The organism is Streptococcus sp. IsoGale022 (genome assembly GCF_031142805.1).
GTDB lineage: Bacteria > Bacillota > Bacilli > Lactobacillales > Streptococcaceae > Streptococcus > Streptococcus sanguinis_A.
Genome location: NZ_JAKZJI010000026.1, coordinates 1 through 19,186, shown reverse-complemented (window position 1 = coordinate 19,186; position 19,186 = coordinate 1). Strand labels below are relative to the sequence as shown.

The window sequence follows — 19,186 nt, the reverse complement described above, 5'->3', positions numbered from 1 at the left end:
TCGTTTCTACGACCATTGTTTATCCTGTTCTGATGTCAGGACAGATTTTAGTAAAAATAAGGAGAATCCAATGTCACAATTATCAGTTAATGCCATTCGCTTTTTAGGGATTGACGCGATTGAAAAGTCTAAGTCAGGTCACCCTGGTGTAGTCATGGGCGCAGCGCCTATGGCTTATGACTTGTTTACTAAACAACTTCGTATCAATCCAGAAGAGCCAAACTGGATTAACCGCGATCGCTTCGTCCTGTCTGCAGGACATGGCTCTATGCTGCTGTATGCCTTGCTTCATCTTTCTGGCTTTAAAGATGTTAGCATGGAGGAAATCAAAAACTTCCGCCAATGGGGTTCTAAGACACCAGGTCACCCAGAGTTTGACCACACAGCTGGTGTTGATGCCACTACTGGCCCACTGGGACAGGGTATTTCTACAGCTACTGGATTTGCTCAGGCAGAGCGTTTCTTGGCTGCTAAGTATAACCGTGAAGGCTACCCAATTTTCGACCATTACACTTATGTCATCTGTGGTGATGGTGATTTGATGGAGGGTGTTTCAGCTGAAGCTGCTTCTTATGCTGGCCTGCAAAAGCTGGATAAGCTGGTTGTTCTCTATGATTCAAATGATATCAACCTAGATGGAGAGACCAAGGATTCCTTTACAGAAAATGTTCGTGCCCGCTATGAAGCCTACGGTTGGCATACTGCCTTGGTAGAAGACGGAACAGACCTTGCAGCGATTGATGCAGCTATCAATGAAGCTAAAGCTTCCGGCAAACCATCTTTGATTGAAGTCAAGACGGTTATCGGTTACGGTTCTCCAAACAAGCAAGGAACGAATGCAGTGCACGGTGCGCCTCTGGGAACAGAAGAAGCGGAAGCTACTCGTAAAGCCTTGGGCTGGAACTATGCGCCATTTGAGATTCCTGAGGAAGTCTATGCTGACTACCGTACAAATGTGGCGGAGCGTGGTGCAGCAACATACGATGCTTGGAAACAGCTGGTAGAGGACTACAAGCAAGCCCATCCAGAATTGGCAGCAGAAGTAACAGCTATCATCGCTGGTCAGGATCCAGTCGAAATCAAACCAGAAGATTTCCCAGTGCTTGAAAATGGCTTCTCTCAAGCGACCCGTAATTCCAGTCAGGATGCCCTCAATGCAGCAGCTAAGGTGCTTCCAACTTTCCTTGGCGGTTCTGCTGACTTGGCTCACTCTAATATGACCTATATCAAGGAGGATGGCCTGCAAGATGATGCCCACCGTCTCAACCGCAATATCCAATTTGGTGTGCGCGAGTTTGCTATGGGAACAATTCTCAACGGTATGGCGCTTCATGGTGGTCTTCGCGTTTACGGTGGTACCTTCTTCGTCTTCTCAGACTATGTCAAGGCAGCTGTCCGTTTGTCTGCCCTTCAAGGCTTACCAGTGACTTATGTTTTCACGCATGATTCTATTGCAGTTGGTGAAGACGGCCCAACTCACGAACCGATTGAGCATTTGGCTGGTCTGCGTGCTATCCCAAACCTGACTGTTTTCCGCCCAGCAGATGCGCGTGAAACTCAGGCAGCTTGGTACCTGGCCCTTAAGAGTCAATCCACTCCGACTGCTCTGGTCTTGACCCGTCAAAATCTGACAGTCGAAGAAGGCACAAACTTTGACAAGGTAGCTAAAGGTGCTTATGTGGTTTACGAAACAGGAGCAGATTTTGACACTATCTTGTTGGCTTCTGGTTCTGAGGTTAATTTGGCAGTTGCAGCTGCTAAAGCACTTGCAGAAGAAGGCGCTAAAATCCGTGTGGTTAGTGTGCCGTCAACAGAGCTTTTTGATGCTCAAGATGCAGCCTACAAAGAAGAAATTCTGCCAAATGCAGTTCGTCGCCGCGTAGCGATCGAGATGGCAGCTAGCCAGCCTTGGTACAAATATGTCGGTCTGGACGGTGCGGTTATCGGAATCGACCAGTTCGGTGCATCTGCTCCAGCAGGCAAGGTGCTGGAAGAATACGGCTTTACAGTTGAGCACGTAGCAGAAGTTGTTAAAAATCTTAAATAAAAAGACATAAAATCAGGGTGTTAGTCATCCTGATTTTTGCTTTTTAAAAAATGTCGTTAGGTCAGTCATGCTTCATCCGACTTGAGACGGACTTTACCTGAAAAGTCAGAATCGTCTTGTAAAAATAAGGGAAATCTGCTATAGTAGTTCATATATGACATTCGAAGGAGAAAAGATATGAATCCAACTATGCTTATTGTCTTTGCAGTTGTACTGATAGGGATGACCTATTTCCAAATGCGTGCTCAAAAGAAACAGGCTCAGCAGCGTATGGAAAGTCTTAACAAGCTGCAAAAGGGTTATGAAGTTATTACCATCGGTGGTTTGTATGGAACGGTAGATGAAGTGGACACAGATAAAAAGACAGTCGTTCTGGATGTGGACGGTGTTTACCTGACCTTTGAACTGACAGCTATTAAGACTGTACTGCCATTGACTGAGGGGATTCCTGCTGTTGCTGGCGGTGAGGGAAGCGTTGACCTTCCCGAGGAAGAATCAGCGATTGAAGAGTAAAGAAAGAAACAGCTTGCGGGCTGTTTTTTTGTTTTGGTTCATGTAGCTAGGAGGTGTTTGATTGCAACCTTATCTGCCTTGCAGTTTGGACAGGATGGGTGAGTTTGGATTCTCTGGTTGACATTCTGTCCTTATTTTATGCTCTCAGGCTTGAAAAAGCGGATGAATTGCCCACATTCCAAGGATTTATGATATAATGAACTGACAAAACTTTAAATAGGATAAAAAGTATGTTTAGTTTTAAGAAAAAAGAAAAGCTGAACGCACCGCTGAATGTTCCCAAACACATTGCTGTCATTATGGACGGTAACGGCCGTTGGGCCAAAAAAAGGATGCAGCCGCGCGTGTTCGGTCATAAGGCTGGCATGGAAACCTTGCAAAAGGTGACGATTGCTGCCAAGGAAATGGGTGTTCAGGTCTTGACTGTCTATGCCTTTTCAACGGAAAATTGGTCTCGGCCGGAAAAGGAAGTTTCCTTTATCATGAATCTGCCGGTTGAATTTTACGACCGCTATGTGCCGGAGCTGCACAAGAACAATGTTAAAATCCAGATGATTGGTGATACGGCTAAGCTTCCTAAGGCGACATTTGAAGCTCTGGAAAAGGCTGAAAGCCTGACCAAGCTCAATACAGGTTTGATTCTCAATTTTGCCCTAAACTACGGTGGTCGATATGAGATCAATCAGGCTGTTAAAGAGATTGCTCAGGATGTTCTGTATGCCAAACTCAGTCCTGGCGACATTACAGAGGACATCATCGGTAACTACCTCTATACCAGCAACTTGCCTAAGATGCTGCGTGACCCGGATCTGGTGATTCGGACCAGTGGAGAGCTGCGTCTCAGCAATTTTCTGCCTTGGCAGTCAGCCTACAGTGAGCTGTATTTTACGGATATCCTCTGGCCTGACTTTGATGAGAAGGCTTTGAAGACTGCAATTGCAGAATACAGCCGTCGGAATCGACGCTTTGGCGGTGTTTAAGGGAGAAAGTAAAAGAGTATGAGTAAAAATTTACAAAAACGTCTAATCTTTGGAGGAATTGCTCTTGCTATTTTTATTCCTCTGGTATTGACAGGAGGTGTCATCTTTCAGATTTTTGTGGGACTGCTGGCTATGCTTGCGGTGCATGAATTTCTCCAAATGAAAGGTCTGCCGACAGCGACAATCGAGGGTGTCTTGGCCATGCTGGCAGCCTTTGTCCTAACCCTGCCTCTGGAGAACTATCTGAAGTTTCTGCCGGTCGATGGCAATGTCGTGGCCTATGGCTTGGTCGTCTTTCTTCTGTTGATTTCGACTGTTCTAGGTTCCAACTACACCTTTGAAGATGCGGCCTATCCGATTGCGGCTAGTTTTTATGTCGGTCTTGGCTTTAACGCCTTGATTGATGCCCGCTTGGTGAATATTGACAAGGTCCTGCTAGCTCTCTTTATCGTCTGGGCTACGGACAGTGGAGCTTATCTGGTCGGGGTGCGTTTCGGTAAAAGAAAGCTGGCGCCGAGAGTTTCTCCTAATAAGACTATTGAAGGAAGCCTGGGCGGCATTCTATCAGCCGTTCTAGTGACTGGAATCTTTATGTTGGTTCGACCGCAAGTGTACGCACCTTATCATGCCTTTGTCTTTTTGATTCTGGCAGTGCTCTTTAGTATTGCAGGTCAGTTGGGAGATTTGGTCGAAAGCTCAGTCAAGCGTCATTTTGGGGTCAAGGATTCTGGTAAATTCATTCCTGGCCACGGCGGTGTCTTGGATCGTTTTGACAGCCTTCTCTTCGTCTTTCCGCTGATGCATTTCTTCGGCTTGTTCTAAGACAGTCGTGCATGGCGGAAAGCAAGAGATGGCAAGTTTGTCCAAAGACCGCACAATCTGAGAAGGAACTAGGATTTAGAGCTCGAAATTTTGAGTTGAGCCTGTAACCTATTTTCAAAAGTGTCAGCTATGCAGGGGCGGGAAGCTCGGTATTTGGCCGTTTTCTGCTCCTTCTTTGATTTAAAAGCAAAAACAAGATTTCTAGGAAAGGTAAAATTAGAAGTCCATGCAGTTTATAACCTTTATTATTATTTTTGGGATCATTGTGGTGGTCCATGAGTTCGGACACTTCTACTTTGCGAAGAAGTCCGGCATTTTGGTCAGAGAGTTCGCTATCGGTATGGGATCCAAGATTTTCTCCCATATTGGTAAGGACGGGACGGCCTACACGATTCGGATTTTACCCTTGGGGGGCTATGTACGCATGGCCGGCTGGGGGGAAGACTCCACTGATATTAAGGTGGGAACACCGGCTAGTCTGACCTTGGATGCAGAGGGCAAGGTGGTTCGCATCAATCTCTCTGGCAAAAAGGTTGACCAGACAGCTCTGCCCATGAATGTGACCGGCTTTGACTTTGAGGAAAAGCTGGAAATCACAGGTCTGGTCCTTGACGAGCTCAAGACTTATGCAGTAGATCATGATGCAACGATTGTTGAAGAAGACGGCACTGAGGTGAGGATTGCACCGCTGGATGTTCAATATCAGAATGCTAGTATCTGGGGCCGCCTTATCACCAACTTTGCTGGGCCTATGAATAACTTCATCCTGAGCGTGCTGGTATTTATGCTGCTGGCCTTTGTTCAGGGCGGCGTTCGCGATGAGAACAGCAATCATTTCCAAGTCATGGATGGTAGTGCCATAGCAACTGCTGGGGTTCAAAATAATGACCAAATCCTTAAGATTAATGACTATGAGATTAGCAACTGGGCAGATCTAACCAGCGCTCTGGCGAAAATCACAGCCAAGAGTAAGGAAGCGCCGACCTTGTCTGTTACCTACAAACACGGCAGCGAAATGAAAGAAATTACCGTACAGCCTAAAAAAGACGGTAATCGTTATCTGCTAGGGGTATCTCCAACAGTTAAGACAGGCTTTTGGGACAAGGTCATTGGCGGCTTTACTGCTGCTTGGGCTACAACGGTTCGCATTTTATCAGCTCTGAAAGATATTATCTTCAACTTCAATATCAATAAGCTAGGCGGCCCGGTCGCTATTTACAATTTCAGCAGCCAAGCTGCCGAGCAAGGTTTGCCAGCAGTACTCAGCCTTTTGGCAATGCTGTCGCTCAATATCGGTATTTTCAACCTGATTCCCATTCCAGCCTTGGACGGTGGAAAAATCGTCCTCAATATTCTGGAGGCTATCCGCAGAAAACCGCTGAAAAGAGAAACGGAGACCTATATCACTCTGTCTGGAGTGGCTATTATGGTCATCCTGATGATTGCCGTTACCTGGAACGATATCATGAAATTATTCTTCTAGGAAACTAAAGTTCTTAGAACTATGAAAAAGAAATTATTCAATGAAAGTCAAGGAGTTTTGTTTTTATGAAACAAAGTAAAATGTTAATTCCCACCCTGCGTGAGATGCCTAGCGATGCTCAAGTTATCAGTCATGCTCTGATGCTGCGGGCTGGCTATGTCCGTCAGGTTTCAGCCGGAGTTTATTCTTATCTGCCGCTGGCTAATCGCGTGATTGAAAAAGCAAAAAAAATCATGCGGGAAGAGTTTGACAAGATTGGTGCGGTTGAGATGCTGGCGCCTGCCCTGCTCAGTGCAGACCTCTGGCGCGAGTCTGGCCGTTATGAGACCTATGGTGAAGACCTCTACAAGCTTAAAAATCGTGAGAAATCAGACTTTATCCTAGGGCCAACCCATGAGGAAACCTTTACGGCTATCGTCCGTGATTCGGTTAAATCCTACAAACAGCTGCCGCTCAATCTCTATCAGATTCAGCCTAAATACCGCGATGAAAAACGTCCTCGTAACGGGCTCTTGCGGACGCGTGAGTTTATCATGAAAGATGCCTACAGTTTCCACGCTAACTATGACAGCTTGGATGTAGCTTATGATGAATACAAGTCTGCCTATGAGAAAATCTTTACCCGCAGCGAGCTGGATTTCAAAGCTATTATCGGTGATGGTGGTGCCATGGGGGGCAAGGACAGTCAGGAATTCATGGCCATTACGCCGGATCGGACGGATTTGAACCGCTGGGTGGTCTTGGACAAGTCTGTAGCCAGCTTTGATGAAATTCCTGAAGATGTTCAGGAAGCTATTCGGACAGAATTGACCAGCTGGATGGTATCTGGTGAGGATACCATCGCCTACTCTAGTGAGTCCAGCTATGCTGCCAACCTTGAAATGGCGACGGATGAATACAAGCCGGCAGGACGTGTCGTGACTGAGGAAGAAGTAACCCGCGTTTCAACGCCTGACTGCAAGACAATTGACGAAGTTGCTGCCTTCCTTGGGCTGGATGAAAGCCAGGCAATCAAGACTTTAGTTTACATGGCTGACGAGTCTCCTGTCGTGGCACTTCTGGTCGGTAATGACCAGCTTAATGAAGTCAAGCTGAAAAATTATTTGGCAGCGGATTTCTTTGACGTGGCGAGTGAAGATCAAGTTCGTCAGCTCTTGGGAGCAGGATTTGGTTCACTAGGGCCAGTCAATCTGCCAGAAGGCGTGAGAATCATTGCTGACCGTAAGGTGCAAGACCTGGCCAACGCTGTAGTTGGTGCTAACGAAGATGGTTACCACCTGACCGGTGTCAATCCAGGGCGTGACTTTACCGCTGAGTATGTGGATATCCGTGAGGTTCGTGAGGGTGAAATTTCGCCAGACGGCCAAGGTGTCCTCAAGTTTGCTCGCGGTATTGAGATTGGACATATCTTTAAGTTGGGAACTCGCTATTCTGATAGCATGAACGCCAATGTCTTGGACGAAAATGGCCGAGCAGTACCGATGATTATGGGTTGTTACGGTATCGGCGTCAGCCGTCTCCTGTCTGCTGTTATGGAACAGCATGCCCGTCTCTTTGTCAATAAAACTCCTAAGGGTGAATTCCGCTATGCTTGGGGCATCAACTTCCCGAAAGAGCTGGCACCATTTGATGTGCACTTGATTCCGGTCAATGTCAAGGACGAGGAAGCCGTGGCTCTAACTGACCAAATCGAGGCTAACTTGCTAAGTGCTGGTTATGAGGTCTTGGTGGATGATCGCAATGAGCGCGCTGGTGTTAAGTTCAGCGATAGCGATTTGATTGGTCTCCCAATCCGTGTGACAGTTGGTAAGAAAGCTGCAGAAGGCATTGTCGAAGTCAAGATTAAGGCTACTGGCGATACCATTGAAGTCCACGCTGATAATCTGCTAGAAACCTTGGCTATTTTGACAAAATAAAACAAACTGCCAGTTTTGTCTGGCAGTTTTCTTTTGCTTATTGGTCTTGAAAATGCTATAGTAGGAAAAAATAGATTGGAGGACCGAATGATGGGATTATTCAGCGGTTTATTAGGCAATGCCTCTCAGAAAGATATTGAAAAAACAGAAAGACAATTGGAGGATATTCTGACATCAACAGAGAATGTAGAACTGGCTTTTAGCCTCATTCGTGACTTGATTGTCTTTACAGATAAGAGGTTAATCTTGGTCGACAAGCAGGGAATGACCGGTAAAAAGACTTCTTATAAGTCCTTTCCTTATCGCTCTATCAGTCGCTTTTCAGTGGAAACAGCCGGCCATTTCGACTTAGATGCCGAGCTGAAAATCTGGGTTTCCAGCGCTCAAGAGCCAGCAGAAGTCCTGCAATTTACCAGCGATCGCAGCGTCATCGCTATCCAAAAAGCCTTAGCAGAAGCGGTGTTAAGATAGACAGAAAAAGCCTTCTGAGCATTAACTGTAAAGTTAAATCACTCAGAAAGCTTTTTTTATTCTTCTGTCAAACCTTGTTCTCTCATAAAGTTAAAGACCTCTTCAGGTTTATCTTGAAGTTTCCTGAAGAAAGTTTGACTACTTTCAGAGTCACCAGCTGACTGAATCAACTGTTCTTGATCTATTTTGCTGAGGTCAAAGTCAAAAATGGCTAAAGCTTTTTTCTTGTCTTCAGAAATTTTAAGATGAATTTCAAGTCCTTTTAGCTTTTCTTGATTTTCAATCATGGGACTTTTCTTAAGATCTTCTCTATAGATTTTTGTTAGTTCTTCGACGCTCATTTTTTGATTTTCTTCAGGGATAGCTTGGCTGGAAATTAGCTGAAAAGATAGGATCTTGTCTTTAGTATAGAAAAGTTTGACTGAATTAGTATAATACTCATCGATTTTATTAGAAAAAGTTTTCGTCTTCGTCTTTTCTTCTTTGGTTTTACTTTGACTCTGATTTTGCTTGGGCTTGTTTTCTTGCTTATTATGATTAGGCATACTGCAGGCAGTCAGGGTCAGCAGACAAGTACAGGCTAAGAGAATTTTCTTCACAATTAAGAGTCCTTTTGATAAATGTTCTGTTCTATTATATCATAACTTAGCATCATGAAAAACGACTTGATAATTGTGTAGGAACTCGCGCTTTGGCCTATTCTTTTTCTGTCGAAAAAAGTGCTGATTTATGGTAAAATAGGGTCACTACTGTACGAGGAAATATCATGTCAAACAAGTTTGAAATTTTAATGCATCAGCTGGATATGCCACTGGAAATGAGAAATTCAGAGGCCTTTTTGAATGCAGAAATTGAGAAAGTTCTGGTCCACAAGGTCAGTCGGGTCTGGGAGTTTCATTTTTCTTTTAAGAATATTCTGCCCATTGAGATTTTTCGGGAATTGCAGAAGCGCTTAGCTCAAGAGTTTTCTAAGACGGGCAATCAGGCTGTTTTTCAAATTCACTGTCAGGCTCCTCAGATATCGGATGACCTCTTGCAGGCTTATTACCAGCTGGCCTTTGAGGAAGGTCCATGTGCCAGTCATGGCTTCAAGAGCCTGTATCAGGATTTGCGGGTCCATTTGGATGGAGACAAGCTGCTGATTGAGGGAGCTTCGACAATTGATACGGAGCATTTTCGGAAGAACCACCTGCCCAATCTCAGCCAGCAGCTGGTCAAGTACGGCTTTCCTCAGCTGACCTGTCAGGTTCAGCACAGCGATGAGCTGACCCAGCAGCAAGCGGAGAATTTCCAGGCTGAGAATGACAAGATTGTCCAGGCAGCCAATGAAGAAGCGCTCAAAGCCATGGAATCCTTGCAGCAGATGGCACCACCGCCAGAGGAAAAGCCAGCCTATGACTTCCAAGCTCGCAAGGCTGCGGCTAAACCAAAGCTAGACAAGGCAGAGATTACCCCTATGATTGAAGTTCAGACTGAGGAAAATCGTCTGGTCTTTGAGGGAATGGTCTTTGATCTGGAGCAGAAGGTCACTCGGACCGGCCGGGTCTTGCTCAATTTCAAGATGACAGACTACACTTCCAGCTTCTCCTTGCAGAAATGGATGAAAAATGAAGAAGAAGCCAAGAAGTTTGACATGATTAAGAAAGGCGCCTGGCTGCGCGTGCGGGGAAATGTGGAGATGAACAATTTTACCCGCGACCTGACCATGAATGTGCAGGATGTGCAGGCCGTCACCCACTATGAGCGCAAGGACTTGATGCCTGAGGGTCAGAAGCGGGTTGAATTTCACGCCCATACAAATATGTCTACGATGGACGCCCTGCCTGAGGTCGAGGAAATCGTTGCAACAGCAGCTAAGTGGGGCCACAAGGCTGTCGCTATTACTGACCATGGCAATGTGCAGAGCTTTCCCCATGGCTACAAGGCTGCCAAGAAGGCTGGTATCCAGCTGATTTATGGTATGGAGGCCAATATTGTTGAAGACCGGGTGCCCATTGTCTATAATGAAGTGGACATGGAGCTGAGTGATGCGACCTATGTGGTTTTTGACGTGGAGACAACAGGGCTTTCGGCGGTTTACAATGACTTGATTCAGGTTGCGGCCAGCAAGATGCACAAGGGTAATATCATCGCTGAGTTTGACGAGTTTATCAATCCTGGGCATCCTCTGTCGGCCTTTACGACGGATCTAACTGGGATTACAGATGAGCATGTCCGCAATGCCAAACCGCTAGAGCAAGTGCTGAAAGAATTTCAGGAATTTTGCCAGGACAGTGTCCTCGTTGCCCATAATGCTACCTTTGACGTGGGCTTTATGAATGTCAACTATGAGCGTCATGGCCTGCCGAAAATCACTCAGCCTGTCATTGACACGCTAGAATTTGCCCGCAATCTCTATCCAGAGTACAAGCGGCATGGTCTGGGGCCTTTGACCAAGCGTTTCCAGATTGCTCTGGAGCACCACCACATGGCCAACTATGACGCGGAAGCGACAGGCCGCCTCCTCTTTATCTTTATCAAGGATGTGGCTGAAAAGCATGGTGTGATCAATCCCAAGGATTTGAATACGGATCTGGTCGATGAGAATTCCTACAAGAAAGCTCGGGTCAAACATGCGACTATTTATGTGAAAAATCAGACGGGTCTCAAGAATATTTTCAAGTTAGTCAGTCTGTCCAATACCAAGTATTTCGAAGGTGTCCCGCGGATTCCACGGACTGTTCTGGATGCCCATCGTGAAGGCCTGATTCTAGGCTCAGCCTGTTCAGAAGGCGAAGTCTATGATGCCGTTGTCTCTCAGGGGGTGGATGCGGCTGTCGAAGTAGCCAAGTATTATGACTTTATCGAGGTCATGCCACCGGCTATTTATGAGCCACTGATTGCCAAGGAGCAGATCAAGGACCAGGAAGAACTGCAGACCATTATTCGCAATCTGATTGAGGTCGGCAATCGTTTGGGCAAGCCTGTCCTTGCGACAGGGAATGTCCACTATATCGAGCCGGAAGAAGAAATCTATCGTGAGATTATCGTACGGAGTCTGGGTCAGGGAGCTATGATTAACCGGACTATTGGCCACGGTGAAAATGCCCAGCCGGCTCCGCTTCCTAAGGCTCATTTTCGGACTACCAATGAAATGCTGGACGAATTTGCCTTCCTAGGCGAGGATTTGGCTAAGAAGTTAGTCATCACCAATCCGAATCAGCTGGCGGAGACCTTTGAGCCGGTAGAGGTGGTCAAGGGGGACCTCTATACGCCTTTCATTGACAAGGCCGAGGAGACGGTTGCCGAGCTGACCTATCAAAAAGCATTTGAGATTTATGGCAATCCTCTGCCAGATATCGTGGACTTGCGGATCGAAAAAGAGCTGACCTCCATCTTGGGGAATGGTTTTGCCGTGATTTATCTGGCTTCGCAGATGCTAGTGCAACGATCCAATGAGCGGGGCTATCTGGTAGGTTCGCGGGGGTCTGTCGGATCCAGCTTTGTCGCGACCATGATTGGAATTACCGAGGTTAATCCTTTGTCGCCCCACTATGTCTGTGGCAAATGCCAATACAGCGAGTTCATCACGGACGGCTCCTATGGTTCTGGTTTTGATATGCCGGATAAGGACTGTCCAGAGTGCGGCCACAAGCTGAGCAAGAACGGTCAGGATATTCCTTTTGAAACCTTCCTTGGATTTGACGGGGACAAGGTACCCGATATTGATTTGAACTTCTCTGGAGAGGATCAGCCGAGCGCCCACTTGGACGTGCGGGATATCTTTGGTGCGGAGTATGCCTTTCGGGCTGGTACTGTTGGTACCGTTGCAGCTAAGACGGCCTATGGATTTGTCAAGGGCTATGAGCGCGACTACGGGAAATTCTACCGAGACGCAGAAGTTGAGCGTCTGGCGCAGGGAGCTGCTGGAGTCAAGCGGACGACTGGACAACACCCGGGCGGAATCGTTGTTATCCCTAACTATATGGATGTCTATGACTTTACGCCGGTCCAATATCCAGCCGATGATGTGACAGCCGAGTGGCAGACTACCCACTTTAACTTCCACGATATCGATGAAAATGTCCTCAAGCTAGACGTTCTGGGACACGATGATCCGACCATGATTCGGAAGCTTCAGGACTTGTCTGGCATTGATCCAAATGACATTCCTATGGATGATGCTGGCGTCATGGCCCTCTTTTCTGGAACAGACATTTTGGGTGTGACTCAGGAGCAAATCGGCACGCCGACTGGTATGCTGGGGATTCCGGAGTTTGGGACCAATTTTGTACGGGGGATGGTCGATGAGACCCATCCGACGACCTTTGCGGAGCTCTTACAGCTATCTGGTCTCTCTCATGGTACGGACGTTTGGCTGGGCAATGCTCAGGACTTGATTAAGCAAGGGATTGCCGACCTGTCCACCGTTATCGGCTGTCGGGACGATATCATGGTTTACCTCATGCGCAAGGGCTTGGATCCTAAGATGGCCTTTACGATTATGGAGCGCGTGCGGAAGGGTCTCTGGCTGAAGATTTCTGAAGAAGAGCGCAATGGCTACATCGCGGCCATGAAGGAAAACAATGTGCCAGAGTGGTACATCGAGTCCTGTGGAAAGATCAAGTACATGTTCCCCAAGGCCCATGCGGCAGCCTACGTTATGATGGCCCTGCGAGTGGCCTACTTCAAGGTGCATCATCCGATTTATTACTACTGTGCTTATTTCTCTATCCGGGCTAAAGCATTTGATATCAAGACCATGAGTGGCGGACTTGATGCCGTCAAGCGCCGAATGAACGAAATCGCTGAAAAACGCAAGAACAACGAAGCTTCTAATGTAGAAATTGACCTTTATACGACTCTGGAAATCGTCAACGAAATGCTGGAGCGGGGCTTCAAATTCGGAAAGCTGGATCTCTACAAGAGCCATGCGACCGAGTTTCTCATCGAAGGAGATACCCTTATCCCACCATTCTCTGCTATGGACGGTCTGGGTGACAACGTTGCCCGCCAAGTGGTCAGAGCACGGGAAGAAGGTGAATTCCTCTCTAAGACAGAGCTCCGAAAACGTGGCGGCCTATCTAGCACCCTAGTCGAAAAAATGGACGACATGGGTATTCTAGGAAATATGCCCGAGGATAACCAGTTGAGTCTGTTTGATGAGTTTTTTTAAGAAGGATGTTTATGGAAAATATTACGGAACAATTTAATGCGGTTGCTTTAGAATATGATTGGGTAACCACTCTTTTGGAAGGCAAGCCCGATTATCTACTGGATAATTTGCCTGACAGTAGAGTTTCCGCTTTGGATATTGGTTGTGGCGGAGGGAATACCTGCATTTTTCTGTCTTCATATTTTCAACATGTGACAGGAATAGATCTTTCTGCGGATTTTCTGCAGATAGCAAAAGATAAAGTAGAAAAAGAAGATTTACAGAATGTAGAATTACTGCAGGATGATTTTTTAACCGCTGTTTTTGAGAAACAATTTGATTTTATTTTCAGTCGAACGACATTTCATCATTTGGATATCCCTGAAGCTTTGGAAAAATGTAAGAAATTACTAAAGTCAGGTGGCATCCTGTTTGTTATGGACAATGTATCAGAAAAGCCCACTCCTTCAACTTGGACCTATATTGTAGGCGCTTGTTTAGATTTTCCTCGACACTGGAAAAGATTCGGCTTGAAAAATGCCAGAAGAATCTTCAAACATAGCACCTCCAAATCTTGGCTCAATCATTTAGCAACAGATCGCTACCTTTCTAAAAAAGGATATGAAGAGATTTATGGGAAGTTGCTGCCAGGCTGTAAATTAATTTCGGATGGCTGGAATATGAAAGTCATATGGCAAAAAAACAGTGTATGACTAGCAAAGAAAGGACTTTCTCATGAAACTTACCATTTCCGCTCAGGATAAGCCAGCGCAAAAAGTGTTTGATTACCAGCTGGATCTTGATCCAGATACGATTTTGAAAATGACCGCTTTGATTTGTGGTACGGTAGCAGCGGTTAGCCTGCTGTCCTTATTTAAAGAGAAATAACAAAAGAAAAGGAGAAGCAGAATGGTTCTGCCAAATTTTAAAGAAAACTTAGAAAAATATGCTAAACTATTGGTTGCCAATGGTATCAATGTGCAGCCGGGTCACACAGTGGCGCTCAATATTGATGTGGAGCAGCGTGAGCTGGCTCACTTGATTGTCAAGGAAGCCTATGCTCTGGGAGCTCACGAAGTCATTGTCCAGTGGGCGGATGATTTGACTGCGCGGGAGAAATTCCTCCATGCGCCAATGGAGCGCTTGGACAATGTTCCAGACTATAAGGTGGCTGAGATGAACTATCTCCTCGAAAAGAAAGCCAGCCGCTTGGGCGTTCGTTCATCTGACCCAGGGGCTTTGAACGGCGTGGATGCTGAGAAATTATCAGCTTCTGCTAAGGCTATGGGCATAGCCATGAAGCCGATGCGGATTGCAACCCAATCCAATAAAGTCAGCTGGACAGTCGCAGCAGCAGCCGGTACAGAGTGGGCTAAGAAGGTCTTTCCAAATGCTGCCAGCGATGAGGAAGCGGTAGATTTGCTTTGGGATCAGATTTTCAAAACCTGCCGTGTCTATGAGGATGATCCAGTAGCCGCTTGGCAGGCCCATGAAGAAAAACTCAGCTCAAAAGCTAAAGTTTTAAATGAAGAGCAATTCACTGCTCTGCACTATACAGCTCCGGGAACTGACTTGACATTGGGCTTGCCCAAGAACCATCACTGGGAGTCAGCGGGCAGTCTTAATGCTCAGGGTGAATATTTTATTGCCAATATGCCGACAGAGGAGGTCTTTACAGCACCGGACTTCCGTCGGGCCGATGGCTATGTGACTAGCACCAAGCCGCTTAGCTACAATGGCAACATCATTGAAGGCATCAAGGTGACCTTCAAGGATGGCCAGATTGTGGATATTACTGCTGAAAAGGGAGACCAGGTTATGAAGGATCTTGTCTTTGAAAATGCTGGTGCGCGTGCTTTGGGTGAATGTGCCTTGGTACCAGATCCAAGTCCGATTTCTCAGTCAGGCATTACCTTCTTCAATACTCTTTTTGATGAAAATGCTTCTAACCACTTGGCTATCGGTGCAGCCTATGCGACTAGTGTGGTCGGCGGAGAGAATTTATCTGAAGAAGAGCTAGAAGCAGCGGGTCTCAACCGCTCGGATGTCCATGTGGACTTTATGATTGGCTCTGATCAGATGGATATTGACGGTATCCGTGAAGACGGCAGTCGCGTAGCCATCTTTAGAAATGGAGACTGGGCAATCTAAGATTTCGAGCTGCCCTAAATGGCGCATTCCATAATGACAGCTTCCACTTGCTTCTTGTGAAGCCTTGCTAGAAATATAGAAAGAAGGGGAATATATGATTGGTAGTATGTTTGTCGGTTTTATCATCGGCCTTATCGCCGGGGCTATTACCAGCCGTGGGGAGCGCATGGGCTGTATCGGAAAGATCCTCTTGGGTTGGTTTGGTTCCTTGATTGGTCAATTTCTCTTTGGCCATTGGGGACCAATGCTTGCTGATACAGCTATTGTTCCATCAGTGCTAGGAGCAGTTATCCTCTTGGCTATTTTCTGGAGACGGGATAGTTAGAATAGAAAAAATACCTAGATAGTTTGTATCTAGGTATTTTTGATAATGATATATAAGTTATTTACTCAATCACCAACATGCCGTCTTTGACTGCAAATGGGTCTTTTTCATTGATGCGGTCGTAGAACATGATGCCGTTGATATGGTCGATTTCATGTTGAACAACAATGGCGTTATAGCCCTTGAGCTTGATACGATGCTTTTGACCGTCCTTGTCAAAGTAATCCACGGTGACTCGCGCATGACGAACCACGTAGCCCGGTACTTCTCGATCGACTGATAGGCAGCCTTCACCATCAGCTAAAGCCGCATCCTGAACAGAATGAGCTACAATCTTAGGATTGTACATCAGTGTTTGCAGGCTATAAGCTTCTTTAGGCGGATTGCCCTCTTCGTCCTCAGGGTTGGGAACTAAAACAGCGATGAGCCGTTTGGAAATATCCAGCTGGGGAGCAGCTAGACCAACACCACCGCGCAGCCCCATTTTTTCTGCCATGACTGGATCTTGGGAATGCTTGAGAAATTGCATCATCTTCTCACCCAGAATGATGTCCTGATCAGACAGAGGGAAGCTGACTTCCTCAGCGATAGCGCGCAGGGTCGGATTGCCTTCGCGTATAATGTCTTTCATATCAATTAAATGGGCTGGTTTGGTTAATCGTTCAATAACAGATTTTTTTTCACTCACAGACATGATTCTCTCCTTTTTCTATCCTTCATCATAACATAAAACCTCCAAGAAATAAAGGCGGGAGCGGTTTTGACTGGCTGGGGGTGCCTGCTTTTTGAATGGAGCCACAGCGACCCATAATATTCCTGGCAAAGAAATTGCGTCTTGACCCAAAAAACTGTATGATAGAGGTAGTGTGAATTTTAAAGGAAAATAGAATGAAAAAATTGATGGAAAAGGTGAGTATCCTCTCGCTTTCTTTGATTCTGACTACGGCTTTTTCGATTTCCAGTGCCCAGTCGGCCATGTTTGCTTTTTATAAAGGCATTCCAGAAAGTTGGGTAGAACTTCTGGTTTCTTTGCCTTCGGCTGGGATTATGCTCATGTTGCTGTTTAATAGGGTCATTGAAAAATACCTGACAGAGCGTCAGATGATTGTGAGCGGACTTCTGATCTTTTCGCTCTGCGGGCTTCTTCCTCTTCTTAATCAGTCTTACTGGCTTATGTTTGCCTCTCGGCTTGTCTTTGGGATGGGAATCGGTCTGCTCAATGCCAAGGCTATCTCGATTGTTAGCGAGCGCTATAAGGGACAGGAACGCGTTCGGCTTTTAGGACTGAGGGGATCAGCAGAAGTAGTCGGGACAGCCCTCTTGACTTTTGGTGTCAGTCGGCTTCTTCCTCTCGGTTGGCAGGCTGCCTTTCTCGTCTATAGCTTCGGACTGGTGGTCTTGGTGCTATATCTGCTTTTTGTCCCTTATAACAAGGTCTCTGAAAAGCAACACGAGCAGTCTGAATTGACTCCTAAGCTAAGCCGGCAGGATTGGCAGCTGAGTCTAGCTTTTGCCTTTGTGGCGGGGGTCATTGTGCTGACTTATATTGCTATCAATGTGCGCGTGCCGGGGATTGTAGAGAAGTCTGGCATGGGGACGGCCCAAACTGCAGGAGTGATTCTTTCCTTGATGCAGTTGATTGGGATTGCAGCGGGTATCAGCTTTGCTAGTTTGACCCGTCTTTTTAGAGATAAATTGCTGATGCTTTCTGGTCTGGTTTTTGGACTAACTCAGATTATTATTGGCTTCTCACCAAATCTCTTGTCACTCAGCATGGCTACTATTAGCGCCGGCTTTGTCTATAGTGTCGGTCTGACGACCATTTTTTACACCCTGTCCGAGCGTATTTCCGCCCACCTCCTCAATCAAGCCACTTCTATCGTGATTTTAGGCTGCAGTATCGGAGCAACGGCCACTACATTTGTCCTCAGCTTCATTGGGAGATTCTCTAACGCCCCAGCCTTTATCTTCAGCGTTTTGGGGCTGGCTATGATTCTGACCTCGCTCTTTGTGCTAAGATTTAGCAAAGAAAAGAGCGGACTAGCTCCAAGAATCTAGGAGGTTATACGATGCGTCTGGATAAATTTTTAGCAGAAAATGGTCTGGGCTCACGCGCTCAGGTCAAGCAGGTGCTCAAGAAAGGGCTGGTTTTGGTCAATGGCAGAGCAGAGAAATCACCTAAGACCCAGATTGATGAGACAGCAGATGAGATTATTGTTTCTGGCCAAAGGCTGACCTATGAAAAATTCGTTTATTACCTTCTCAACAAGCCGCCGGGAGTTATTTCGGCGACAGAAGATGACCAACATAAAACGGTTCTGGACTTGCTGGACGAGACTGCCCGTCAGAAAGAAGTCTTCCCTGTCGGTCGCTTGGATATTGATACCCACGGCCTGCTCCTTCTGACCAATAATGGCAAGCTAGCCCATGCCATGCTGTCACCCAAAAAGCACGTAGAAAAAATCTACCGAGCTCAAGTGGCAGGCCTGATGAACCAAACAGATTTAGAGCGCTTTGCTGCAGGAATAGAACTGAAAGACTTCACCTGTCAGCCGGCTCAGCTCAAGATTGTAGAGCTGGATGAGGAAAAAGAAAAGTCCCTCGTAGAAATCACCCTAGCCGAAGGCAAGTTCCACCAGGTCAAGCGCATGGTGGCTTCCTGCGGAAAAGAAGTTACGGATCTTCAGCGCCTCACGATGGGGCCCCTACAGTTGGATCCTGCATTGGCTCTCGGAGAATGGAGGAGGCTGACCGAGGAAGAAATGCTTTCTTTGGCAATCTTTGGGGTTGAATTGTAAATGAAAGAGCTTGAATTCCTCATACAAAAGAGTTGAAACAGAATCATTTGACAAAGGTAGTCCTTCTTGGTAGAATAAGAATGTCGTAAAGACAAATAACTTCTTCTTGGTTGCAGGCCATGCCAAACCTGTCACTCGGATGAAGCGTAAAGAAAAGGAGTATATCATGGCAATCTCAAAAGAGAAAAAAAATGAAATCATTGCACAATATGCACGTCACGAAGGTGACACTGGTTCAGTAGAGGTTCAAGTTGCTGTCCTTACTTGGGAAATTAACCACCTCAACGACCACATCAAACAACACAAAAAAGACCACGCTACTTACCGTGGTTTGATGAAGAAAATCGGTCGTCGTCGTAACCTCTTGGCTTACCTTCGTAAGAACGACGTTAACCGTTACCGTGAGTTGATTAACTCTCTTGGACTTCGTCGTTAATCTGCTTTATTTTCCACTTACATTGCCTTGTCACCTTACCTCGATATACTCAAGTATTATCTTCGGTTACGGTTCCTAGCACTGTAAGGTAAAATAAACCAGATCTTCTC

At 46.3% G+C, this 19,186-nt stretch carries 17 protein-coding genes; 15 read left to right on the top strand and 2 right to left on the bottom strand.

Annotation, left to right across the window (positions count from 1 at the left end):
* Positions 1-70: 70 nt before the first annotated feature.
* From tkt to RG608_RS11075, 7 genes are all read left to right on the top strand, one after another.
* Positions 71-2,047, top strand: coding sequence for a transketolase (tkt, locus tag RG608_RS11105; RefSeq protein ID WP_268686400.1), 1,977 nt, complete (start codon positions 71-73; stop codon positions 2,045-2,047).
* A gap of 177 nt (positions 2,048-2,224) precedes the next feature.
* Positions 2,225-2,560 (top strand): preprotein translocase subunit YajC, encoded by a 336-nt coding sequence (yajC, locus tag RG608_RS11100; RefSeq protein WP_002927941.1) that lies wholly within the window; start codon positions 2,225-2,227, stop codon positions 2,558-2,560.
* 230 nt (positions 2,561-2,790) lie between these two features.
* Positions 2,791-3,540, top strand: a complete 750-nt coding sequence (locus tag RG608_RS11095) for an isoprenyl transferase (RefSeq protein WP_268686401.1) — start codon at positions 2,791-2,793, stop codon at positions 3,538-3,540.
* A gap of 18 nt (positions 3,541-3,558) precedes the next feature.
* Entirely contained in the window at positions 3,559-4,362 is an 804-nt protein-coding gene (locus tag RG608_RS11090) for a phosphatidate cytidylyltransferase (protein WP_268686402.1), read from the top strand.
* Positions 4,363-4,588: 226 nt separating this feature from the next.
* Positions 4,589-5,845: an RIP metalloprotease RseP gene (gene rseP / locus RG608_RS11085; RefSeq protein WP_268686403.1), complete on the top strand. Its 1,257-nt coding sequence runs from the start codon at positions 4,589-4,591 to the stop codon at positions 5,843-5,845.
* 65 nt (positions 5,846-5,910) lie between these two features.
* Complete coding sequence (locus RG608_RS11080; protein ID WP_268686404.1) at positions 5,911-7,761, top strand: proline--tRNA ligase; 1,851 nt, start codon at positions 5,911-5,913, stop codon at positions 7,759-7,761.
* 90 nt (positions 7,762-7,851) lie between these two features.
* Positions 7,852-8,232, top strand: coding sequence for a PH domain-containing protein (locus RG608_RS11075; protein WP_023916976.1), 381 nt, complete (start codon positions 7,852-7,854; stop codon positions 8,230-8,232).
* 56 nt (positions 8,233-8,288) lie between these two features.
* Here RG608_RS11075 and RG608_RS11070 read toward each other — a convergent pair whose 3' ends face one another.
* The gene (locus tag RG608_RS11070; protein ID WP_268686405.1) at positions 8,289-8,831 is read right to left on the bottom strand and encodes a DUF1307 domain-containing protein; all 543 of its coding nucleotides are present in this window, start codon (positions 8,829-8,831) and stop codon (positions 8,289-8,291) included.
* A gap of 167 nt (positions 8,832-8,998) precedes the next feature.
* Here RG608_RS11070 and RG608_RS11065 point away from each other — a divergent pair, with 167 nt between their 5' ends.
* The 5 genes from RG608_RS11065 to RG608_RS11045 all read left to right on the top strand — a co-directional run bounded on the left by RG608_RS11065 (position 8,999) and on the right by RG608_RS11045 (position 15,842).
* Complete coding sequence (locus RG608_RS11065) at positions 8,999-13,387, top strand: PolC-type DNA polymerase III (protein ID WP_308946964.1); 4,389 nt, start codon at positions 8,999-9,001, stop codon at positions 13,385-13,387.
* Between the two features lie 11 nt (positions 13,388-13,398).
* Positions 13,399-14,079 carry a class I SAM-dependent methyltransferase gene (locus RG608_RS11060; RefSeq protein WP_268686407.1) on the top strand — a complete coding sequence of 227 codons (681 nt, stop codon included), beginning with the start codon at positions 13,399-13,401 and terminating at the stop codon, positions 14,077-14,079.
* 22 nt (positions 14,080-14,101) lie between these two features.
* Entirely contained in the window at positions 14,102-14,254 is a 153-nt protein-coding gene (locus RG608_RS11055; RefSeq protein WP_000778898.1) for a hypothetical protein, read from the top strand.
* 21 nt (positions 14,255-14,275) lie between these two features.
* Positions 14,276-15,517, top strand: a complete 1,242-nt coding sequence (locus RG608_RS11050; protein ID WP_268686408.1) for an aminopeptidase — start codon at positions 14,276-14,278, stop codon at positions 15,515-15,517.
* Positions 15,518-15,611: 94 nt separating this feature from the next.
* Positions 15,612-15,842: a GlsB/YeaQ/YmgE family stress response membrane protein gene (locus RG608_RS11045; RefSeq protein WP_002893807.1), complete on the top strand. Its 231-nt coding sequence runs from the start codon at positions 15,612-15,614 to the stop codon at positions 15,840-15,842.
* A 61-nt stretch (positions 15,843-15,903) separates the two neighbouring features.
* Here RG608_RS11045 and def read toward each other — a convergent pair whose 3' ends face one another.
* On the bottom strand, positions 15,904-16,536 hold the full coding sequence (gene def / locus RG608_RS11040) for a peptide deformylase (RefSeq protein WP_002927912.1): 633 nt from the start codon (positions 16,534-16,536) through the stop codon (positions 15,904-15,906).
* A 194-nt stretch (positions 16,537-16,730) separates the two neighbouring features.
* Between def and RG608_RS11035 the strand changes: the two genes are divergently transcribed.
* From RG608_RS11035 to rpsO, 3 genes are all read left to right on the top strand, one after another.
* A complete protein-coding gene (locus RG608_RS11035; RefSeq protein ID WP_268686409.1) occupies positions 16,731-17,900 on the top strand; it encodes an MFS transporter in 1,170 nt (389 codons plus the stop codon).
* 11 nt (positions 17,901-17,911) lie between these two features.
* Positions 17,912-18,640 (top strand): pseudouridine synthase, encoded by a 729-nt coding sequence (locus tag RG608_RS11030; protein WP_268686410.1) that lies wholly within the window; start codon positions 17,912-17,914, stop codon positions 18,638-18,640.
* Between the two features lie 166 nt (positions 18,641-18,806).
* On the top strand, positions 18,807-19,076 hold the full coding sequence (gene rpsO / locus RG608_RS11025; RefSeq protein ID WP_004193424.1) for a 30S ribosomal protein S15: 270 nt from the start codon (positions 18,807-18,809) through the stop codon (positions 19,074-19,076).
* Positions 19,077-19,186: the final 110 nt, after the last annotated feature.